Origin of the sequence: Hahella sp. HN01 (assembly GCF_018986435.1) — a bacterium.
Lineage (GTDB): Bacteria > Pseudomonadota > Gammaproteobacteria > Pseudomonadales > Oleiphilaceae > Hahella.
The window spans coordinates 188,360-206,097 of record NZ_JAHMIN010000006.1 but is presented as its reverse complement, the minus strand read 5'-3'; the positions used below and the strand labels follow the sequence as shown (position 1 = coordinate 206,097).

Sequence of the window (17,738 nt, the reverse complement as noted above, 5' to 3'; positions counted from 1 at the left end):
CTCGTGACAGAGAAAAATCCAATCGAAAAAGAGCTGGAAAAACTCGACGCGCAATGGGAAACGTTCGTGGAGAGCGGGCGCCCTATCCTGCGCTGGAATATCGACCCGGACGCCAACCAGCTGATGGCGGGGTTTCTGAAGATGCGGGAGCAATTCGACGAAACCTCAGGCGAATTCTTCGTCGCTCTGCATTCGGAGTTTTCCTCCCTGGAGCGTTTCGGCTTTGACCTGTCGGATGAGCTGAATCGGGAGATCGCAGCGGGCGTCGCCGCCAGTGCGGAAGACGAGGACGATGAGAACCCGGAGGACGCTTTCACCTGGCGCGCCCCTGACCCGAAAAAAGCGCTGAGCGGCCACGACGCGCTGTACAAAAGCTGTCACCAGATTCTGGAAGCGTTCGCCGATTATTTCTCCACTCTGGTGATCGCCATCTGGCCCCACGAGGTCAAAGACCTCAAGGCGTGGCGACGCTGGCTGCAACTAGCCTGCGAGATTCATCGCGATTACAAGCTCTGGGGCGACAATCTGAAGTGGATCATCATCGACAACGCCCAGCGCCCTGCATTCGCCAAGCTGGCGCAGGATTACCCCATACAGATTTTCAGCCAGACGCCGCTTCTGAATCTGCGCGAGGCCATGAACAAGATCATGGAGGAAGCGGACAACGGTTCGCCCGGCGCGGCGTTTCGCCAGTGTTTCGTGGACATGAATTACGCCGTGCAGAACAACGATATCCCCGCTTTGCAAAGCCGTTCCGAACGCGCGCTGACGATCGCCGGCGAGCAGGCGTGGTTCGACATGCAATGCTCCGTATTGCTGCTGCGCGCCTCCGGCTATCTGAACGCGAAACAAGCCGAGAAAGCGTTACAGGATTATCAACAGGCTCAGCAGTGCGCGTTGCAGGGCATCGAAGCCGAGCGTCCCGGCTGCGACAAATTACTGTTTCAGGCCCACATAAGCGAGGCCAGCGCCTATTTGAGCGAGAAGCGCTATGAAAAGGCCGCCAAGAGTTATCGCCGCAGCGCGGATATCGCCGAGGCCCAGGAGGACGCCATGATGTGCATGGAGAGCTGGCGCTTGCAGTGTTATTGCCTGGAGCGCCTGAAGCTCAAAGGCTACGCCTGGGAGAGCGCCTTGCGGGGACTTAAGGCGGCGGGGCTGATCGAGCCTGAGCAGCGCCAATACACCACCCTGCCTTACCTGGGAGAAACGCTGTTGCGCGTGGCGCCGACCCGAGAGGATAAAGATTACGTCCATGAAGCCATGGCGGCCTTGCTTGGCGAAGGCTGGCGGGAAGCGCACGCCGCCAGGGCGGAGACAGTCTGATGCTGGCGGCCAAACATTTTGACCCGATACTGGGGATCGATATTCACCTGCTGGCGCTGCCGCCAGGAACGCCCATTCCTATTCCCCACCCGCACATCGGCATTATTTTCGATGTCCTGGATTACCTGCCGATCTTCGGCGGCACGGTGAAAGTCAACGGCGTGCCCCGCGCGACGGCAGGCACGGCGGGCAAGCCCATCCCGCACATTCCCATGGGCGGCCCGTTCGTCATGCCGCCGGGGAACGAAGACGAGATCTTCATGGGCGGCGCCACTGTAGTGGCGGACGGAGCCCCCTTCAGTTTCACCGCGCTGCCGGTGCTGAGCTGTCAGAGCGTGGGCATGCTGGCGCCCATTCGCGCCAAGAAACCCAAAAAGTCCTATGGCATGGTGCTGCCCACCACCACCGTATTGCCCATTCCCATTGGCGCGCCGGTCATGATCGGCGGGCCTCCCACCGTGGACGCCATGGGCGTGGCCACCACCGCCGGACTGGCGGGATTGGGCGCCGCATTCAAAAAGATGCGCAAGATGCAGAAAAGCAGTAAGCGCGTCAAAAAGATCTCCGACGCTATCCATAAGAAAGCCGACAAGCTCATGGATAAACTGGGCGCTCCGCCCAGCGTCCGCAACCGCGTTCACAAAGGCGTCTGCGCGGTCACCGGACACCCGGTGGATGTCGCCTCCGGCAAGGTTTTTACGGATTGGATCGACTTCCAGTTGCCCGGCCCGTTCCCTCTGTCCTGGGAACGCACCTGGTTCAGCTCCTCGACTTATCAGGGCTCCCTCGGTCACGGCTGGCATCACAACTATGACTGGAAACTGATCGAAGAAGACGGCGCCGTCGCTGTGATGATGCAGGACGGCCGGCACATGGCGTTTCCAGCCTTGAAGGCGGGTGAAGAGAGCTTTAACCGCCAGGAGCGCATGACCTTGCACCGGGACGATCAGGGCTATCGTCTCAGACATCTCGACGGTAACTGGTACCGATTCACCCCGGCGGCGCCCTCGGCTCATCCGCAGGCAACGGCGGTGCATTATCTGAGCGCCATCACCGATCCCACGGAAAACGCCCGCATTCAGTTTCACTACACCGCGGGCGGCTGTCTGAGCCGTATCATCGACAGCGGCGGACGGCGCATTCAGTTCGAAAGCGATGCGGACAACCGTATCCGTCGCATCCTGCTGCCGCACCCGGATAACGCCGGCGAGTTTTACTGCGCCGTGGAGTACGAATACTACGGCGGCGATCTGGTGGCGACCCGGGACGCCCTGGGCAGCGAGTTTAGCTATCAATACCAGAACCACCTGTTATGCCAGGAAACCGGCTACAACGGACTGAGCTTCTATTTCAAATATGACGGCGCTGACCACAAAGCCCGCTGCATTCACACCTGGGGCGACGGCGGCATTTATAACCACCAGCTTGTCTACGACGATGAGAAAAGCCTCACTATCGTACAGAACTCCCTCGGCTATCAGACCGTTTACCACCACGACGGCGCCCTGCCCCATAGAATCGAAACCGCTTCCGGCGGCGTGATCGTCAACGAATACAACGAGTATTACCAAGTCACCTGCGAAACCAACGAACTGGGCCTGTCGACGCGCTACGACTACGACCCCCGCGGCAACCTCACCCAGATCACCCAGCCGGACGGCTCCACGCTGCAGATGGAGTTTGATGAGCGGGATAACTTCATCAAAGCCAAAGACCTGAACAACGGCGAGTGGCGCTGGGAATATGATGAGAACGATCAGCTCGTGGCGAAATCAGACCCTCTCAATCGCCGCACCCGCTATGCCTACCAGAATGGAAAACTGACCTCCGTCATCAACGTATCAGGCTACGAAACCACTCTTCAATACGATGGTTATGGCAATCCCTGCGTTGTGTCGTCGGCGAAAGGAGTCAAGCAGGAGTGGGTTTATGACAATCATGGACGCACCACCATCACCACTAATCCGCAGGGAAATCAGAAGCGCGTCCAATACGACTTGCTCGGCCGCGTTACTGAAATAGCTGAAGCGGACGGCAATGTTAAATCCTTTCAGTATGACCCGGAAGGCAATGTGGTTCGCGCCACTGACGCCCACTTAGACGTGCATTTCAGTTACCAGGGATTGGGCAAAATGGGGTCTCGCACCCAGGCGGGAACCACGCTGCAGTTTGAATACGACACGGAAGAGCAGCTGATCGGCATCATCAACGAGCACGGCCACGCCTATCGTTTCGAACTGGGTCCTTCAGGGGAAATACTAACCGAGTCTGGCTTCGACGGCTTGCTGCGCCGCTGTGAATACAACCCCGCAGGACAGATCCGACGGGTGACGCGCTCCAGCGGTCGCTATTCTGATTACGCCTATGATGCGATGGGGAGAATTGTGCGCGTACTGCACAGCGATGGCGAAGAAGAACGTTATCAGTATCGCGCAGACGGCAAGCTCATGAAGGCGGTAAACGTCGATGCGTCCCTGGAGTTTGAGCGTGACGTCATTGGAAGAATCATTAAAGAAAGCAACGGCGAACACTGGGTGCTTTCAGAGTTTAATCGCGAGGACAAACGCACTCGACTCACTTCCTCACTGGGCGCTGCGCAAAGCATCCAGCGCGACAAGTTTAACAACCCTTCGCTGATCGTCATGGGCGAGGACGCCTTCACGATTGCCATTGATCGGGACAGTTTGGGAAGCGAGCTGGCCCGCCATCTGCCTGGCGGCGTATCAAGCCGCTGGAAAAGAGACAAATTCGGACGTCCTCACCAGCTCACCCTGTCTCAAGGCGACAAGAATCAGCTTGCCAGAACCTACTTCTGGGGTATGAATGCGCGCCTGGAAAAGATTCACGACTCCCAGCGCGGCGTCACCGTATTTAGCCATGACGAGCTGGGTCATCTGGTTTCAGCTCGCTATGGCGATGGCGAGATGGACCTGCGTATGCCGGATGCCGTGGGGAATCTATTCCAGACGTACAATCGCAAAGACAGGGAGTATGGCGCCGGCGGCCAACTGCTGTGGATGCGCACTAATCAGGGTGTCGTCCACTACGAGTATGACCTGGAAGGCAATCTGATCACCAAATCCGAGCCTGGCGGCAAAGTCTGGCGCTATACATGGAGCGTCTCAGGCAGGTTGATGAAAGTCTCGCGGCCAGATGGACGCGAGGTTGCGTTTACCTACGACGCCCTCGGCCGACGCCTCAGCAAGACTTTCAACGGCCGCATCACCCGATGGGTCTGGGATGGCGATACGCCGCTGCATGAATGGGTGGAAACGCCTAATGCCAGCATGCCACGCACGGCTTTTGATTTATCCTCTTCGCCAAGGGAGACCGTCTCTGGACGCCCGGATATTTCGAGCCAACCGATTCAGGCCCAGGCCCCTCCGCAAGGAACAGAGGCGAATGAGAGCAAACTGATCACCTGGTTATTTGAACCTGAAGGCTTTACGCCAATGGCCAAACAGGTCGGAGACGACTATTTTTCCATCGTCGCCGATTATTTGGGTACGCCCTGCGCCATGTATGACGAGACCGGTCAATCTGTGTGGTCGGCGGATGTCAGCGTATGGGGCGATCTCAAAAACCTCAGCGGAAGTAAGTCCGACTGTCCCTTCCGGTGGGAGGGGCAGTATGAAGATGTGGAAACGGGGCTATATTACAACCGCTTCCGCTACTACGATCCGCAGAGCGGACAGTACGTCGCCCAGGACCCATCAGGACTCATGGGCGGCCTGAGGCTACAGGGCTATGTAAAAGATCCCCTCTCGCAACTGGACCCATTCGGTCTGGTGAACTTCAACAAAATTGTTGGGGATAAAGGCGAAGAGTTCGCCGTAAAATTGCTGGAGGACAGTGGGTACACAGAAATATTTCCTATACAGAACAGCAGCAACAACGGTATTGATATTGTCGCCCGCTCGCCGGCGGGACGCCTGACATTCGCAGAAGTTAAAGCCACTGTTAAAGATACGGTAGGTAAGCCGTCTAACCGCCAGGAGTACTTTCACAACTTTGTCGAGTTGGTGTTAAGAGAGGCTTCAACGGGAACCGGCGCTTACCAGAACACATCAAGACAATTTCAGAGACAGGCCAGATCGGTTCTTAAAGAATTCAGGAAAGATCCGTTAAGTGTTTCAGGCTTGTTGATTGGCGTTGAGCTGGATAGAAATTCAAAGGGGCACCCTGTTGTGTTGAGGGCGATCAGAGTTTCTCCCTGGCCCAGATGTCCCGATGGATAGCAGGACAGCCAAGTGGTTACGCATGATTTCCCAATGATTTTTCAGATATTGAGCAGCTTATGAGCAAAGTAGAAACAATTTTAAAGAACAAGCGGAAATGGCTTTCCGAACGAGATGATCTCATCGACGAAGAAATAGAAGACGCTGAGGATTGCTTCGAAGAAGTCTCTCTCGAGTCTTTTATAGACCTGTCCGACACCCTCGACGTGTTGGCCAATTACTATGGAGCCAGAGGATGCGTCAGAGTCGCTGATGGAGAGTCCGTCGGTTGGGATGACATTGATACGGCGGTCGATTATTTCTTTTGGTCTTTAAAACTCCGCTCAGAGAGTTATTTCAAAATCCAATTTCTGAAGTCGCTGAAAGCCGGACCAAACCTGACCAATTATACGGGAGACACCGCCTGTGTCCTGGCTTGGTTTATCGCCACAGGCCAGGCTTCCCAAGCCACAGAGGCCAGTCAACTGTTAACCCGGATGGCCGCCAGCGATGCGATTGACCCAGGTTTCTGGGCGCAACGGACGTTTGAGCCATTCATGCTCTGGCTTCATGGGATGAATACTGGAGACAGCGCCCCTAAAGAACTTGTACACAATAGCTTGAGCGTGTACCAACAGGTCATCGACGCCTGGGATAAAACAGATGCATTGACAACGGCCATCACGGGCGTTTGTGACTATCATTTATCTCATATCGACCGTTCAAAACAGGTAGCCATACCGGAATTCAAGTTCGCTCCATTTGATATTGTCCCAGTCGAAGTGATGGCCATTCAACAAATCAGAGGCAAACATGATCTGGCAACGCCTGAGATCAAACATGACCTCATGACCTTGGCGGATAAAATACCGGGGGCACTTTCCAAACCGGTTGAGCAGGATTTCTTAACCCGGGTCAGAATGGCCTACTACGATTTTTTCGGCGCAGCATAACGCCCCAAAAACATCTCCACCGCAGCGGCGACGATCTCACGTCGCTCCGCCCGCGTGGGGTTGGGCGCGTGGCCGACGATTTGCGGCCAGAAGGAGAATGCTTTTATCAGACTCATGAATTGCGTGGCGGCGAATTCCGGATCGACTTTGATCACTCTCTTATCCGCCATGGCGGCCTTTAACCAGCGTTTGATACCGCCCTCGTTCTCCTGCATTTTCTGCATCGCCTGCCGCGCCAGATCGGGTGACAGCATATATTCCGCCAGCACCATGCGCGCCATGCCGATATAGCCTTCCGATCCCAAGAGTTCCAGCTCCTGTTCCGCAATGGCTGTCAGTTGCGGAGCCAGGGGGGCGTCGCTTTGGTAAGGAAACTCCGTGGCGTCCATCGCCTTGCGCCATACCTGATCGGTAATTTCAATAAATAAGGCTTCTTTGCTGATGAAGTGGTTGTACACCGTGCGTTTGGACACCTCCGCCCGCTCGGCGATGCGATCCATACTGGCGCCCTGAAAGCCGGACTCCTGAAACACACTGATCGCCGCGTCCAGAATCGCTTCCCGTTTACGCTCGCTCAGACTTTTTTTCTTTTCCATTGCCTTATCCAGGTCGTATTGAAGTGAACAATGCGGACAAGTTTACACTCTCCAGTTTACTTTTGAAAATTTACGAGTAAACTGCTCGGTGTAGTTTACAAATATCCGTGTAATTTAAAAATGTCTGTGTAGTTTACAAATTAGTTGAATGGACCGGTTGGATACACATCATGAAAAAACGCCTGCTATTCGGCTTGGTTGTTATCACATTGGGAGCTTTAGCCATGCACAACAACGATACTCTCGCCACCTTGACCGGCTTGGGCGCACCGTCACCGTCCGACGCTTACAGCGACAACTTCCGCGAAGGCAAATTTCATAATTCCATTCCGACCCGGGCGAACGCAGGCATGGGAAAAATACTGAAAAGCTTCCTGTTTGATAATAACGCCGCCACCCGTCCCGATAAGGCGATTCCACTGCAGCCATTGCAAACGGAACAACTGCTTGGCGATGAGCGCAGCGCCGTTTATCGTTTGGGACATTCCACCGTGCTCATTCGCTTTGAAGGCGACTTCTGGCTGACTGATCCGGTATTTTCAGAGCGGGCCTCCCCAGTACAGTGGGCCGGCCCCAAGCGTTTCCACCCTGCCCCCATTGAGATGGAGCAACTGCCGCCGATCAAGGGCGTGTTGATTTCACACAATCATTACGATCATTTGGACGAAGGCTCCATCAAGGCGCTGCATTCCCGCGTCGAGTACTTCTATACCCCGCTTGGCGTGGGACGACAGCTAAAAGCCTGGGGCGTCCCTGCGGAGAAAATCACCGAGCTGGACTGGTGGTCATCCGTGAAGGTTGGACCCGTTACCCTGGCGGCGACGCCTGCGCAACATTTTTCCGGTCGCGGCCTGTTCGACGGCGATAAAACTCTGTGGGCGTCCTGGGTGATGCTGGGAAGCAAAGAACGGCTGTTTTTCAGCGGCGACAGCGGCTATTTCCCCGGCTTCAAAGATATTGGCGACAAGTACGGCCCCTTCGATCTGACCATGATCGAAACCGGCGCTTACAATCAGAACTGGCCCGGCGTGCATATGCAGCCGGAAGAAAGCATGCAGGCCCATATCGACCTGCAGGGCAAGCAGATGATGCCGATTCACAACAGCACTTTCGACCTGGCGATGCACGCTTGGTATGACCCCCTTGAACGCATTGCGGCGCTGGCGCGAGAACATCAGGTGACATTGCGCACGCCCATGATCGGCGCGCCTCTGGTGCTGTCTGAGCCCGCGCAGCAAACCTATTGGTGGCGGGAATTGATGCCTGCAAACGCAGAAGCGACCGAGTACGCGGATAAAGAACCATCTGCGCAGCCCGAATACCTGTAAGTGCTCAGCCATTATTAATATGGCGATGATACTGACCTGTTATTAATCCGGTGATTTTTACAATGACGACCTCGTTACCCACATGGAACCAAGGCGCCTCTCCAGGAAAGACCCACAGCGTCCACTACCTTGTCGCTATCCAGTACCCTGCTGGTTTGGTGTATGACGTGTTGCCCTGGGCTTTTGATCCGCCGGATTACTATTTCTGGCGCGGTCTGGAGAGCGTGGCGGCGAAGGTGGTGGGTTATATTGATCTGACGCGCGCGGTTGAGTGGGCCACTGGCGTCGAATGCCAGCAGGATATCGACTCCGGCGCCCCTGATAGATTGCAATGGCGCAGCGGCGAGCCGGAGGACAAAACTATCGGCTACGTCGTCTCCCTGCCCTCTCACTACAACATACTGAGCTGGGAGGAAGACGGTGACGATGGAGAGTGGACCTTTCCCACCCGTGAAGAACATGTCACGGGGTATGACCGCTATGTGCCCCTGCCGGAATTTTTGCGGCTTGTGGCGACCCGGCTCAGCATCGAAGACGTGACCTGATCCAGCCCAGTTAACACTTCATGCTTCCACAGCAAGAGTGAAGCTAACGGCTGATAAGTACCGACAAAGCGGCGCCTGAGGATTGAAAAGGTTATAGAACCAGCCGCGCTGTCGAGTGATATTGACGGTCAGCGCGGCGTATCTCTGTAAATAATCCGACACTTATCGTCACTGCCCAGCCTGTTCATGGTCAGGCTTGGTCGCCCTGTCTCTTCTTTCCATTTTCGTGCTTATGGGCGTTTAGCTTGTCGGCTTCGGATCTCAGAAATTTCTTATATTTTTCTATCGAATGCTCCAACGTCTGTGAGTTATTTTTGGGCGCTGACGTAGAGTCTGTACCGCCAGGGCGCGAAGACATAACGTCTTCATGCCTTGCGACCGGGCAGACTGAACTCTCATCAGCCCAATTCGGCCACACTTCCCAGTTGATCACTGTTAGATCCCTCTTGTTGTGTTTTCAATACCGCTATTTGATGTCGTCATGACAAGATTAGAAGGAATGCGAATACCTGGAAATACCCCAATTGGGGGCGCTTTCCGCTCATAAGACAGCCTTCACAAAATCACGGCATGGTGATGGTCAACACCAGACGCACCAACTCCGACTGCGAGTGCACGCCCATCTTCTGCATAGCTCTTTTGACGTGGGTTCGGACGGTTTCCGGCGCCTTCGATAACTCAGAGGCCAACAGCTTGTTATGGGGCTTTTGGGAAAAGTGCAGCGTGGTTTCCGCTTCCGTTTTGGTGAGCCCATAGCAATCCATCAGTTTCTTTAAATGAATCACGCAGCGGTGACAGTCATAAACGGCGATCACCAGGCCGTTGGGCGGCATCTCCCAGGGAAGAAGCCCTTTCAACAACGACGTAGGCGCCACCGCAATGTCATAAGAGAAGTCTGAGTCTATCGCAGAGTATGTCAATGCAGCGCCGAAGCGGATGGACATATCGATGATATTCGCCAGTTCCGGCTCATAGATATGCACCTTTTTGTTCTCGATTTTTATCTGCTTTTTGACGAACAGAAAAACCAGGTCGGAATCCATATCCACCAGATTCATCCTGTCGTCCACGATGACATAGCCAAGCAAACCGCCCAGGCTCCCCGTGGCGTTGAGCAGTGAGCGCGCAAAATTCCGGCGACGCTCATTATTCAGTATTTCCTGCACCGTCAAGCGAATGGATTGGGTTGAGCGGATCAACATCGCCTTATCGTTTTCCGAAAAGACGCCATCCCGGCACAGATAGAGGTTCGTCACGTAATTATTACTGCGTGGGAATGCAAAGACGGCGCGCCCTTTGTAGCCATTGGGCGCCATAAATTCCGACTCCACTTCCCGGCTGGTCAGCTCATCAGGGAGATCCTGCACAAACACCAGATCCTGCTGGCTTTTCGAGATGGTCTCGTTCGTCGTGTCTATCTGATTGTAGTAACTTTCATAGATATTTTGATGTTCTTGGGGAACGTTATAGATGTAGTCGCTGTGAGAGTCGCCCAGGTTATTCAGGTCGGTGATCAGAAATACTGCGCTGTCGCAGCTGGCAATCTCAGTAATCAGCTTCAAAAAAGACTGGAATAACGAGTCTGAGTTAGGAGATTGCGCTATTAAGTTCAGTATGGTCTTGTAATAACTTTCCATCGTCGACATTCCCTAATCATTTTTCCTATATTCCGTACTCCTGCTATAACTCTGAATTAACGCATAAAACCCGGTTCTATAAGTACCCTAACTTTAGCATATTGATCATAATTTGCTCTATTTTTGACGAAAATGCCGGAGATTTTATTCCGACTCATTCGATAGTTAATAGTTATTGATTTAAAAAAGTTACCGGTAACAAATTTATTAGAATGTTACCGGTAACACGCCTAGCATGAATTGCGTTAACCCTGATGCCGCCTGCAACTCGCGGCGGCGATACTCCGTTAAAAATAAGAATTGGAGCGATCATATGAAGTTATCGACCTCTCTCGTAGCGGGCGCTTTGGCGACTGCTCTGTCCTTCGGAACCGCTGGCGCAGCGGATTTCAATTTCAAGTTTCAGTCCTCCGACCCTTCCGGGGTGAAGAATTTCAAAGTGCAGCAGGAATGGGCCGAGCGCGTTGAGCGTATGAGCGGCGGACGCCTGCATATCGAATTGCTGCCTGTGGGCAGTGTGGTGAGCCACACTGAAACCCTGGACGCCATGGGCATGGGCATTCTTGACGGGCATATTTCCGTTACCGGTTACTTCTCCGGTAAAGATCCCGCATTCGGCCTGATCGGCAACACCGTGGGCGCCTGGTCGTCGCCGGATCAACTGATTACCTACATCAACTACGGCGGCGGTTATCAGCTCATGAACGAGCTGTACAAACCTTACGGCGTCAAATTTGTCGGAGGCGGCGCCACCGGGCTGGAGGCTTTCGTCTCCAAGAAGCCATTGAATGGCGTGGCGGATCTGAAAGGGCTGAAACTGCGGGCGCCGGAAGGTCTGGTGCAGTCGGTATTCGCCGCCGCCGGAGCCGCGCCGGTAAACCTGCCCAGCTCTGAGGTATTCACCGCCTTGAGCAAAGGGGTCATCGACGCGGCGGATTACACCGTGTTCTCCACCAATCAGGAGGCGGGCATGAATGACATCGCGCCGCATCCGGTGTACCCCGGCTTCCACTCCCTGCCCTTGCTGGAAATCGCCATGGGCATGAAACAGTGGGACAAACTGCCGGCGGATATTCAGGAGATTCTCACCACTTCCGCTCGGGATTTCGCCCACGACATCAGCACGCAGCTCAGAATGGCGGATATCGAAGCGGTCAAAACCGCCCACGCCAATCCCAAAATCACCATTCACGACTGGCCGGCGGAAGAGCGTAAGAAGTTCCGCGAGATCGCCCGTAGCCAATGGGAGGAGTTCGCCAGGCAATCTCCCAACGCCAAAAAGGTCTACGAGTCTGTGACCGCCTATCTACAGCAACAAGGTCTGCTGTAAGCGCTCTGATATGTCCTAAACCAAGCCTGGGCGAACGCCGTATTGTTTCGCCCTGACTCAGGAGCTTCTGTCATGTCCGATCTGATGCAAGAGCTGGAGGATGCGAAAACTCCCGCTCCCGCCAACCTGCTCGACCGCTGCATCAACTGGGTGGGCCGCCAACTCAGTCTGCTGTTCATCCTGGTTGTAGCGATTTCTTTTTACGAAGTGGGGATGCGCTATGTGTTCGATTCCCCCACTATCTGGGTGCACGAAACCGCCACCTTTATCGGAGCGGCGCTGTTCGTCATCGGCGGTCTTTACGCCTTCGCCAATGACCAGCATGTGCGGGTGGTGGTGCTCTATGACGCCGTCGCTCCCAAGGTTCGCGCCTGGCTGAAACTGCTGCATCATCTGCTGGGGCTGAGTTTCTGCGGCATGATGATTTACGGCTCCTGGTTCATGGCGCAAAAAGCCTGGTTCGCGCCCTGGGGCGACCTGCGTCTGGAGTCCTCCGGCTCCGCCTGGAATCCGCATTTTCCTGCTTACCTGAAAGGTCTGATATTCGTCGCGTTCTGCATACTGGCGGTGCAAATGATCCTGCACCTGATTCGCGACATCAGACGGCTGTTCGCCACTCACAATCCGTCCGCCAAGGAGTCGTCCGAGGATGTTTGATTTATCTTCCATCGGCATCGCCTATGGCAGTCTGTTGATGCTGTTTATGTTGATCGTTCTGCTGCTCACCGGCATGCAACTCGCCTTCGCCACCGGGCTGGTGGCGCTGACCTTCGCCCTGGGCTGGTTCGGCCCCCAGGCGCTGCCCCTGGTCAGCAGCCGCATGTATAGCTTTGTCGGCAGTTACGTTTTTCTGGCGGTGCCCATGTTCGTGTTAATGGCCGCCCTGCTCGACCACTCCGGCATCGCCCGGGACCTGTTCGACGCCATGAATCGACTTGGCCGCAAGGTGCGCGGGGGCGTGGCGGTGCAGACGCTGTTAGTGGCGGTCATCCTTGCTTCCATGTCCGGCGTCATCGGCGGTGAAAMCGTCCTGCTGGGCCTGCTGGCGCTGCCGCAAATGTTGCGTCTGCGCTATCACCGTCGTCTGGCCATCGGCGTCACCTGCGCTGGCGGCGCGCTGGGCACCATGCTGCCACCCAGTATCGTCCTGATCATTTATGGTTTGACCGCGAATGTGTCCATCGGCGACCTGTTCAAAGGCGCCTTCGCGCCGGCGTTGATCCTGGCGGCGCTGTATATCGCTTATGTGCTCATCGCCGCCAGGATGCGTCCTCATTGGGCGCCATTGCCTTCGGATAACGCCGATAACGCGCCTGATATTGAGCCGCAGGCGGCCACGCCTAATCTGGCCAAAGCGCTGGTATTTCCGATTCTCACTGTCGCCGTGGTGCTGGGCAGTATTTACACCGGCGTCGCTTCAATTACCGAGGCGTCCGCGTTGGGCGTGGTCGGCATCGCCATCAGCGCGTTGATTCGCGGCGAACTGAACAGAACCATGCTGAAGCAAAGCTGCGTCACCACCTTGCGCAGTTGCGGCATGATCATCTGGATCGGCATTGGCGCCACCGCCCTGGTGGGAGTCTATAACCTGATGGGGGGCATCGATTTTGTGCGCGAGACCATTCTGTCCTTCAGCGGCAGCGACGGTCTCACCACGATTCTGCTGATGATGGCCATCCTGCTGGTGCTGGGCATGTTTCTCGACTGGGTAGGCGTGGCGCTGCTGACCATGCCGATCTTCGTGCCCATCGTGGTGGAGCTGGGCTACAACCCTATCTGGTTCGGCGTGGTGTTCTGCATGAATATGCAGGTGTCGTTTCTTTCGCCGCCCTTTGGGCCCGCCGCGTTTTATCTCAAATCCGTAGCGCCGAAAGACATCTCTCTTGGTGAAATATTTATCTCCCTGCTGCCGTTTATCGGATTGCAGTTGATCGCCCTGGCGCTGCTTATCGCCTTCCCGCAACTGGCGTTATGGTGGGCCTGATGGAAAGGAAACCCAACTCGATGGAAGCCAACCTAGAGGCTAATGACGCCGGCTCAAAAACCCGTGAAACCTGTTCAGTAGAGAGAAAAAACGGTTTGAAAATTATCATGATGGGCGTCTCCGGTTGCGGCAAAAGTCGCATCGGGGCCGCCCTGGCGCACCGCTTAGCGCTGCCGTTCTTCGACGCAGACGATTTTCACTGCGCCGCCAATGTGGAGAAAATGTCCCGCGGCGAGCCTCTTACTGACGCCGACCGGGCGCAATGGCTAGCGGACCTGTCCGCTCTGATCCGGCATAAGCCCAGTCTGGTGTTAGCCTGTTCCGCCTTGAAGTCGGAGTATCGCACTCTTCTTCGCGCAGGCGCGCCCGGTTTGCAGTATGTTTATTTACAGGGGGATTTTGATACGATCCTGCAGCGCCTGACCCAGCGTCGCGGCCATTATTTCAAGGGACCGGAAATGCTGCTGAGCCAGTTCGCCGCACTGGAGGAACCTCATGAGAACGAAGCCATCGTTATTGATATTCGTCAGTCAGCGGAAGAGGTTTTAACGGCGTGTTTACAGGCGCTGGATTATTGTGACGCATCACGCAGTCGCCCCGCATCAGATTGAAAGGGAACGCAGTGAAAAAAAGAAGACCGACGCTACAGGACATCGCCGACCAGGTCGGCGCCACCAAAATGACGGTAAGTCGTTGCCTGCGACAGCCAGAGCTGGTTTCCGAGCCCCTGCGACACAAAATCCAGACGGCGGTGCGGGAACTGGGCTATATCCCCAACCGGGCGCCGGACATATTGTCCAAATCACGCAGCCACGCCATTGGCGTATTGATTCCGTCCCTGACCAATCAGGTGTTTTCCGATGTGATCCGGGGAATTGAACAGGTCACGGAAAGTCGCGGTTATCACTTGATGTTCACTCATTACGGCTATAGCCCGGAACTGGAGGAACAGAACCTCGCCAATTTGCTCGCCTATAACGTGGATGGATTAATCATGTCAGAGAGCCGCCATACTGATCGCGCCCTGCAAATGATCAGAACCGCCGGGACGCCAACAGTGGAAATCATGGACACCCGCAGTCCCGCGCTGGATCAGGCCATTGGCTTTGATAACGTGCAGGCCGCCTACGACATGACCCGCACGTTGATTCAACGGGGATATCGCTGCACGGCGTATCTCTCCGTGCGACTGGACACGCGAACGCTTCAGCGTCAGGAAGGCTATCAACAGGCCATGCGCGACGCGGGGCTGGAGCCGCGCACCATGCAATATGCGGCGCGTTCGTCTTTCAGCGTGGGGGCGCATTTGATGACCCGCATTCTGGATGAAATGCCGGAAACCGACGCCATCTTCTGCACCAATGACGACGTGGCCATCGGCGCGTACTTCGAATGCTTGCGGCGCGGCATCAAAGTCCCCCAGGAAATGGCCATCGCAGGCTTCCATGGCCACGACGTCGGTCAAGTGATGACTCCACAACTGGCCAGCGTGCTCACCCCTCGTCACGAAATGGGCGCCCTCGCCGCCGAGGCCCTCCTCGCCCGTCTGGAGGGGCAAACCGACTTCGAACCAGTGATGGATTTGGGCTACGTGATTTCTCCCGGGGGGACGATTTGAGGGGTGTGCCCCCCCTTCAACGCCAACTAAGTCTAATGCGGCAAGGCTTCATACAACCGAAAATAACCCAATTCCCAGACGGAGCGACCGTCGTAGTGCGCAGTATCGCCAAGCGTTAAACCATCAACATTGGCGACGCGATAAGGTCTGCCGAGCGAGTGGAAAAAGTCCTGTACGCCCAGATTGTCGTGGCCCACATTATTATCAATATAACCTTGTGAAATCGGCGCCGTAACGGTCATGGGCGCGCTGATCTGGTTCGCCACTTGATAAAACGCCTGTGCGTATTCGGTTTCATCCATGCCAGTGCGCAAATCCACCTCGCCCTGCAACCACACAAAGTATTGGACATTATCCCGACTCAGCCCAGGCTCCGATGCAATCGCCTGATCAACGACTTTGTTCACTTTTGCTGTATAACCGCCGGTCACCCAATTCTCGATACTCGCGCCGCCTTTCCCTTCAATAACGACGTAAACCGGAACGCGCTTTTCATGCTGTATCCTATTAGCGAAAGCGATCGCTACGTTGGCCTTGCCGCCGCCAAAGCTGTCGCCCAGCACGGTCCGATAACTTTTGTGTTGAAGGTCTGCGACTTCGAACTGATTCCAGTCGTTGTTATAGACGTACAGATTTTCGTTATAAACAAAGGGCCCCTCGCTGATTCGCCCTAATGCGTTGGATTGACCTGATGCGACGATCACAATGGCCTCAGCCGCAAACGCGCTTTGTATTGAAGCAAGGACAAGGATGATGGAAACAATGATTCTACTTAGACGTTTCATGTTCTATGGCGCTCCTGATCACTGATTAGCGTTTTATGCTGCTTTGCTCATATCAAGCAGGCTTCCCTAAAGTACCTGACGGAACGTCTATCCCTGTCGGGTGGGCGATAAAAATATAGCTCGCAGCATGAAGGCATTACCCCTCCAAAAGCGCCTTATATTCTGCTTACACAGCCTTGCTCCCGCAGCGCTCTGGCTAAGAGAGCGAGCCCTCTATGCATCTGTCAAAAGGAGAAGAAAGATGGCGAGCGGATTAGGTGTTTTGGTAACAAGCGGAGACAGTCAAATCGGCGATATCTTCTCAGCGCTTGAAGGCGCTCTGGATCGCACGACATGGCGAAGCTCCTCCCTCCTGAATGAACGCAACGGCGACGGCAAGCTCCCTCTGGTGCTACTCGGCCACGCCAATGAACTCAGATTCAAAGCCACCTCAAACGAACGCAAAACCGGGTCCGAAGTCGTTAATCACCTGGTGGCCACGCGCAAGTTAGCCCCTTCAAAATTCGGATTTGTCTTCCTGGCCGGCTGTCGCGGCGCGCATACCAATCGCGAAGGACTTTACATCGACGTCGGCAACGCCATCGGCCTGCCTGTGTTGGCGTCTACTACCTCGGTCAGCATGGGAAGATCAGGAAGCAAAGTATCATTCACTCCCATCGAAAAAGGCGAATGGAAAGTCTACTACCCAGATGAAGGCGTGGTGTACAACCTTCGACTTGAACGCTGCAAACACTTCCGCGACGTATTGGCGTCAGTGGAAATACAAGTGAACGACGCGGCGTCATTTTGAGTTGAGTTCTAATTGTGGTTTCGAGGGGAGTTCGCTCTCCTCTGCCAAACTGTTTCACTCATCAGAAGAAAGCCCCTCACTAAACTGAGCATCACAACCCCAGACAGGATACGGGCTTGTCCATTCCACTCGGCTTACAAGAAGCAATACATGACATAAGCATCGACAAGCCCAAGTCGCTTGTGCTTGAACGCTTTTGGCAGAGTGCCTGCAATGAAAAAACCTAACGACTTATACAGCTCAACCGCGGCGACATTGGTGCTGACCACATAGTTAAACTGCATGGCGGAGAAGCCTTCTAAACGCGCTCTTTCAAGGCTATGGCGAACTAACGCACGCCCCACTCCCTTTCCTTGAGCATCTGGACACACCAGATATGTCGCGCTTGCAATATGAGATCCCAGGTCAGGATAGTTAGCCCCCATACTATACATCCCGACAACACCCGCCTCATTTGTTGCGACATATGCCGGTTTTGAAGCAAACCAGTTCTGATGAAATGCTTCCCGATCAAAGCTTTCGCCAAATGGAAGCGTATCACCAGTTTCGATGACTGACTGGAAGATATTCCACATAGCGTCGAAATCATCCATTGAAGCGAGTCGAATATTTATCATTGATAGTCCTTT

At 54.9% G+C, this 17,738-nt stretch carries 15 protein-coding genes; 11 read left to right on the top strand and 4 right to left on the bottom strand.

From position 1 onward, the window contains the following. Positions 1–3: 3 nt before the first annotated feature. The 3 genes from KP814_RS08325 to KP814_RS08315 are packed head-to-tail and all read left to right on the top strand — an operon-like array spanning position 4 to position 6,496. A complete protein-coding gene (locus KP814_RS08325) occupies positions 4–1,326 on the top strand; it encodes a hypothetical protein (protein WP_216736335.1) in 1,323 nt (440 codons plus the stop codon). Further along, complete coding sequence (locus tag KP814_RS08320; protein ID WP_216736334.1) at positions 1,326–5,564, top strand: DUF6531 domain-containing protein; 4,239 nt, start codon at positions 1,326–1,328, stop codon at positions 5,562–5,564. The genes KP814_RS08325 and KP814_RS08320 overlap by 1 nt, the downstream gene beginning before the upstream one ends. 59 nt (positions 5,565–5,623) lie before the next feature. After that, on the top strand, positions 5,624–6,496 hold the full coding sequence (locus KP814_RS08315) for a hypothetical protein (protein ID WP_216736333.1): 873 nt from the start codon (positions 5,624–5,626) through the stop codon (positions 6,494–6,496). Here KP814_RS08315 and KP814_RS08310 read toward each other — a convergent pair. Further along, complete coding sequence (locus KP814_RS08310; RefSeq protein WP_216736332.1) at positions 6,472–7,092, bottom strand: TetR/AcrR family transcriptional regulator; 621 nt, start codon at positions 7,090–7,092, stop codon at positions 6,472–6,474. The two genes, KP814_RS08315 and KP814_RS08310, sit on opposite strands and share 25 nt — an antisense overlap. 170 nt (positions 7,093–7,262) lie before the next feature. On the opposite strand from KP814_RS08310, the gene KP814_RS08305 reads away from it, so the two are divergent. Next, entirely contained in the window at positions 7,263–8,420 is a 1,158-nt protein-coding gene (locus tag KP814_RS08305) for an MBL fold metallo-hydrolase (protein ID WP_253938247.1), read from the top strand. A 62-nt stretch (positions 8,421–8,482) separates the two neighbouring features. Continuing rightward, entirely contained in the window at positions 8,483–8,965 is a 483-nt protein-coding gene (locus tag KP814_RS08300) for a hypothetical protein (RefSeq protein WP_216736331.1), read from the top strand. Positions 8,966–9,528: 563 nt separating this feature from the next. On the opposite strand, the gene KP814_RS08295 is transcribed toward KP814_RS08300, so the two are convergent. Next, entirely contained in the window at positions 9,529–10,611 is a 1,083-nt protein-coding gene (locus tag KP814_RS08295; protein ID WP_216736330.1) for a helix-turn-helix transcriptional regulator, read from the bottom strand. A gap of 304 nt (positions 10,612–10,915) precedes the next feature. Here KP814_RS08295 and KP814_RS08290 point away from each other — a divergent pair, with 304 nt between their 5' ends. From KP814_RS08290 to gntR, 5 genes are all read left to right on the top strand, one after another. Continuing rightward, positions 10,916–11,932, top strand: a complete 1,017-nt coding sequence (locus KP814_RS08290) for a TRAP transporter substrate-binding protein (protein ID WP_216736329.1) — start codon at positions 10,916–10,918, stop codon at positions 11,930–11,932. A gap of 72 nt (positions 11,933–12,004) precedes the next feature. Further along, the gene (locus KP814_RS08285) at positions 12,005–12,589 is read left to right on the top strand and encodes a TRAP transporter small permease subunit (RefSeq protein ID WP_216736328.1); all 585 of its coding nucleotides are present in this window, start codon (positions 12,005–12,007) and stop codon (positions 12,587–12,589) included. After that, positions 12,582–13,916 carry a TRAP transporter large permease subunit gene (locus tag KP814_RS08280; RefSeq protein WP_216736327.1) on the top strand — a complete coding sequence of 445 codons (1,335 nt, stop codon included), beginning with the start codon at positions 12,582–12,584 and terminating at the stop codon, positions 13,914–13,916. Before KP814_RS08285 ends, KP814_RS08280 begins: the two co-directional genes overlap by 8 nt. Positions 13,917–13,936: 20 nt before the next feature. Then, positions 13,937–14,527, top strand: a complete 591-nt coding sequence (locus KP814_RS08275) for a gluconokinase (protein WP_216736326.1) — start codon at positions 13,937–13,939, stop codon at positions 14,525–14,527. Positions 14,528–14,538: 11 nt separating this feature from the next. Continuing rightward, a complete protein-coding gene (gene gntR / locus KP814_RS08270; protein ID WP_216736325.1) occupies positions 14,539–15,534 on the top strand; it encodes a gluconate operon transcriptional repressor GntR in 996 nt (331 codons plus the stop codon). Between the two features lie 32 nt (positions 15,535–15,566). Here the strand turns inward: gntR and KP814_RS08265 are convergent, their stop codons facing one another. Continuing rightward, positions 15,567–16,319, bottom strand: a complete 753-nt coding sequence (locus tag KP814_RS08265) for a sialate O-acetylesterase (RefSeq protein WP_216736324.1) — start codon at positions 16,317–16,319, stop codon at positions 15,567–15,569. Between the two features lie 241 nt (positions 16,320–16,560). Between KP814_RS08265 and KP814_RS08260 the strand changes: the two genes are divergently transcribed. Next, complete coding sequence (locus tag KP814_RS08260; protein WP_216736323.1) at positions 16,561–17,109, top strand: hypothetical protein; 549 nt, start codon at positions 16,561–16,563, stop codon at positions 17,107–17,109. 134 nt (positions 17,110–17,243) lie between these two features. Here the strand turns inward: KP814_RS08260 and KP814_RS08255 are convergent, their stop codons facing one another. Beyond that, the gene (locus KP814_RS08255) at positions 17,244–17,726 is read right to left on the bottom strand and encodes a GNAT family N-acetyltransferase (protein WP_216736322.1); all 483 of its coding nucleotides are present in this window, start codon (positions 17,724–17,726) and stop codon (positions 17,244–17,246) included. Positions 17,727–17,738 lie beyond the last annotated feature (12 nt).

Excerpts from the sequence above, each read along its gene's own strand:
- KP814_RS08320 (WP_216736334.1), top strand. The coding sequence starts at position 1,326 with ATGCTGGCGGCCAAACATTTTGACCCGATACTGGGGATCGATATTCAC.
- KP814_RS08315 (WP_216736333.1), top strand. The coding sequence starts at position 5,624 with ATGAGCAAAGTAGAAACAATTTTAAAGAACAAGCGGAAATGGCTTTCC.
- KP814_RS08310 (WP_216736332.1), bottom strand. The coding sequence starts at position 7,092 with ATGGAAAAGAAAAAAAGTCTGAGCGAGCGTAAACGGGAAGCGATTCTG.
- KP814_RS08305 (WP_253938247.1), top strand. The coding sequence starts at position 7,263 with ATGAAAAAACGCCTGCTATTCGGCTTGGTTGTTATCACATTGGGAGCT.
- KP814_RS08300 (WP_216736331.1), top strand. The coding sequence starts at position 8,483 with ATGACGACCTCGTTACCCACATGGAACCAAGGCGCCTCTCCAGGAAAG.
- KP814_RS08295 (WP_216736330.1), bottom strand. The coding sequence starts at position 10,611 with ATGTCGACGATGGAAAGTTATTACAAGACCATACTGAACTTAATAGCG.
- KP814_RS08290 (WP_216736329.1), top strand. The coding sequence starts at position 10,916 with ATGAAGTTATCGACCTCTCTCGTAGCGGGCGCTTTGGCGACTGCTCTG.
- KP814_RS08285 (WP_216736328.1), top strand. The coding sequence starts at position 12,005 with ATGTCCGATCTGATGCAAGAGCTGGAGGATGCGAAAACTCCCGCTCCC.
- KP814_RS08275 (WP_216736326.1), top strand. The coding sequence starts at position 13,937 with ATGGAAGCCAACCTAGAGGCTAATGACGCCGGCTCAAAAACCCGTGAA.
- KP814_RS08265 (WP_216736324.1), bottom strand. The coding sequence starts at position 16,319 with ATGAAACGTCTAAGTAGAATCATTGTTTCCATCATCCTTGTCCTTGCT.
- KP814_RS08260 (WP_216736323.1), top strand. The coding sequence starts at position 16,561 with ATGGCGAGCGGATTAGGTGTTTTGGTAACAAGCGGAGACAGTCAAATC.
- KP814_RS08255 (WP_216736322.1), bottom strand. The coding sequence starts at position 17,726 with ATGATAAATATTCGACTCGCTTCAATGGATGATTTCGACGCTATGTGG.